The organism is uncultured Methanobrevibacter sp., assembly GCF_937906425.1.
Classification (GTDB): Archaea; Methanobacteriota; Methanobacteria; order Methanobacteriales; family Methanobacteriaceae; genus Methanobrevibacter.
The window spans coordinates 1-3,583 of record NZ_CALCYR010000095.1; the positions used below are offsets into that span (position 1 = coordinate 1).

At 29.6% G+C, this 3,583-nt stretch carries 2 protein-coding genes; both read right to left on the reverse strand.

All coding sequences use genetic code 11. The annotated features are described in order from the left end of the window. Positions 1–109 precede the first annotated feature (109 nt). A complete protein-coding gene (gene purF, locus Q0138_RS02475) occupies positions 110–1,555 on the reverse strand; it encodes an amidophosphoribosyltransferase (protein ID WP_297980481.1) in 1,446 nt (481 codons plus the stop codon). 404 nt (positions 1,556–1,959) lie between these two features. Beyond that, a complete protein-coding gene (locus Q0138_RS02480; RefSeq protein ID WP_297980484.1) occupies positions 1,960–3,414 on the reverse strand; it encodes a hypothetical protein in 1,455 nt (484 codons plus the stop codon). Positions 3,415–3,583: the final 169 nt, after the last annotated feature.

Here is a 3,583-nt window from a genome sequence, read left to right on the forward strand (position 1 = left end):
AAAAAATTAATTAAGATTAATAAAAATTAATAAAAATTAATAAATTGAATTTTAACTTTAAAAATGAAATTAAGATTATAAAAAAAGTTAAAAATAAAATGATAAGGAATTAATCCTCATCTTCCTGTACGGCATCAGTTAAAGGCTTATAATAGTCATAATATGACTCTGCTTCCAAATTTTTAGGAATATCAGTAGGATAGTCCTCATTAAGACATCCCAAGCATAAGTCAGATTCGGATATTCCAATCGCTTCAACCAAAGAGTCAATACTTATATAACCTAATGTTTCAGCTCCCAATTGTTGTCTGATTTCCTCAATTGTCAAATTGGCAGCAATCAATTCCTCCTTGGTTGCCATAGCAACACCATAATAACATGGAGCCATTACAGGAGGACAGCCTATAAGCATGTGAACCTCCTTTGCACCAGATTCCTTCAAGATCTTTACCAAGGACTCGGATGTGGTTCCCCTAACAATACTGTCATCAATAACGACAACACGTTTGCCTTTCAATTCATGCTTTAGAGGATTTACCTTAAGCCTTACAGCAATTTCACGTTCAGCCTGTGTAGGCATAATGAATGTCCTTCCAACATAACGATTCTTGATTAAACCTTCACCATATGGGATTCCTGAAGCCCTTGCATAACCAATAGCTGCTGGAATGGATGAATCCGGAACAGGAAGAACCAAATCAGCATCAATAGGATATTCCTTATATAAGGCCTCACCAATATTTAATCTTGCATTGTAAACGCTTTGTTCATCAATCACACTGTCAGGACGAGCAAAGTAAACATATTCAAACATGCAATGTGCCAATTTAGAATCCTTGGCTATAGGAAGGATATATGAGTTTATTTTATTATCTTTAAAGTAAATAAGTTCTCCAGGTTTAAAATCACGGATAAATTTTGCATTCATAACATCAAAGGCAACGGTTTCAGAAGCAACAACATAATGGTCATCAGTTTCTCCTAAAACCAAAGGTTTAATTGCCATAGGGTCTCTTAAAACATAAAGTTCATCATTTATTAAAATAACCAAGGAATAAGAACCTATCAATTTTCTGGAAACTGTATCAATAACCTTTAAAAAGTCAGTTTCACTTTTAGCCTCCTCCTTAATCAGATAACATACAACTTCAGAATCTGTATCGGACCTGAACCCATATCCCTTTTTAACAAGTTCCTCCCTTAATGAACCTGAATTTACAATATCCCCATTATGCGCAATAGCTATGAAGCCATCATGCAATGTAGTGTAAAACGGTTGAGAGCTTTCCAATTTAGATGAACCAGTTGTAGAGTATCTAACGTGACCAATACCAACATTTCCACTTAATTCCTTAATCAGGGAATTGTTGAAAACATCAGTTACTAAACCCATTCCACAATGATAATTTAAACCATAGTTTATATTATAAGTAGCAATCCCTGCAGATTCCTGTCCTCTGTGCTGCAAAGCATACAAACCATAGTAAATTAGGTGAGAAACATCTGTAGATGCATCCTTAGAGTGAATTCCTACTATACCACACTTATCTTTCAATATATAATCTCCATTACCCTATAAGATAAAAAATAAATTTAAATAATTTTTAATTATTTTTTATTAAAAAAATAAAAAATATATTCTATAAATATTTATAAATTTTCTAATATTTATAATAAACTTTTTAGTGAAAACTGATTGAAATAAAATAAATTAAAATAAAAAATATAAAAATAAAATTAAAAAAATAAATTAAAATAAAAAATATAAAAATAAAATTAAAAAAATAATTCAAAAAAATAAATTAAAATAAAAATTATAAAAATAAAATTAAAAAAAATATTTAAAAAAATAATTTAAAAAAAATAAATTAAAAAATAAATATAAAAAATTAAATGAAAAAAATAATTTAAAAAAAGAATAATAGAAAAGTAAATGATTAATATAACTCGAAAAGACAATTACCATAAATTGGAAAATGGAGATTGGATGTCCTCTTCAATGTCTTCCTCATCATCATAATCATCATAATCATAATCAGAATCTTCGTTATCCTCTTTTTTAGAAGGTCTTCTGACATCCTTTAATGAATTCAAATTAAAAACATTAATCCCCTCATCAACATCAACAGCATCAACAGCATCAACAACACCATCAACACTATCAACATCATCAGCATCATCAATATTTTCATCATCTGATTTTAAATCAAAGTCCTTATTAAAATTCAAACCCCTAAATGAACTTGATTCCTCATTTTGAGGAGTATTTCCTTCAAACCTTTCATTATAAATAAAACCATCATCAATTGATTCTGAATCAGACTGGTTTGACTCATCAAAGGCATTAATATTTCCCAATGCATCTGAAATAGGATCAAATTCATCACTGACTTCATTAATGGCATTGCTTTGTTTAAAATAATCCTTTTCAAAATTGAAATTGCTATTGAAATTATTAAAATCAAATTCATTTATATTATCATCAACTAAAATAAATGCAGTTTTAATGATTTTTAACCAATCCAAAGCATCTTCCTTAGATTCAGCGGAAATTGCACCTTGACCTATCAAGAGATTGCTTGGTCTGAAATTGTCTGTTGCCAAAAGAATAAATTTGTAAATGTTTTCAGTTAGGCTTTCATTAAAAAGCTCCATCCACAGGTCATACAAGGAATAAACCTCTAGGGAATTTTTACTGTGAATGCTTTCAAAACGAGACTTCAAATCTGAAAAATCGGATTTTATCTTATCCAATTCCTTTTGAAGAATCTTTATTGTTTCCTTTGACTTTTCATCCCTTTCCCTTAATGCAGAGGTCTCCTTAATTAAAACCTCATTTTCCTTTAAGACCTTATCCATCTTGGAATTGTCCATTTCATGGATTTCCTTAAGCTTTAGATAATTGTATTTGGCCTGATTGATGGATGACAAGTTGGAAATGCTATAAAGGCCTGAACGAATAATGGAATTTGCTATCTCATCCTCAAAGAGATTATCATCATTATTGTAGGAGTATTCATCAAAATCATCCAAGCTTGGAAGAGACAAATATTCTACATAGTTATAATCTGTTTTAAGTTCATCCTTGAACTTATCAAAGAGGGATTTGCCATTTGAATTGGACTCACATGCAACCAATACCAAATCAGCACCTTTGATTGCATTCTTGGCAATCCTTAGATTATCAACAGGAATGATTGATGAAATGAGAACATTAAAGTTTGACAAGTCAAAATTACTGACTGCCTTAGAAATTGCTTCAATATAATCTAAATCAGTAAGGACAATTCTAACATCAACCAATTTAGAATCATCGACAGTAAAAACCTCCGAAGACCCATTTAATGAATTAAAACTATTTTCATTAATTTTAAAGTCTTCATCAAAGTCATTTTCTCTAAAATCATTATTCAAATTAAGACCTCCAAAGAGTTGGAATTTCAAAGTCACAAATAAAAAGCCTAATAATCTTTACAATCTCATCAGAAATTTAAAAAAACACCTATTATTCTTAAAAACACTTTTACAAATCTCATCAGAAATTTAAAAAAACACCTATTATTCTTAAAAACACTTTTACAAA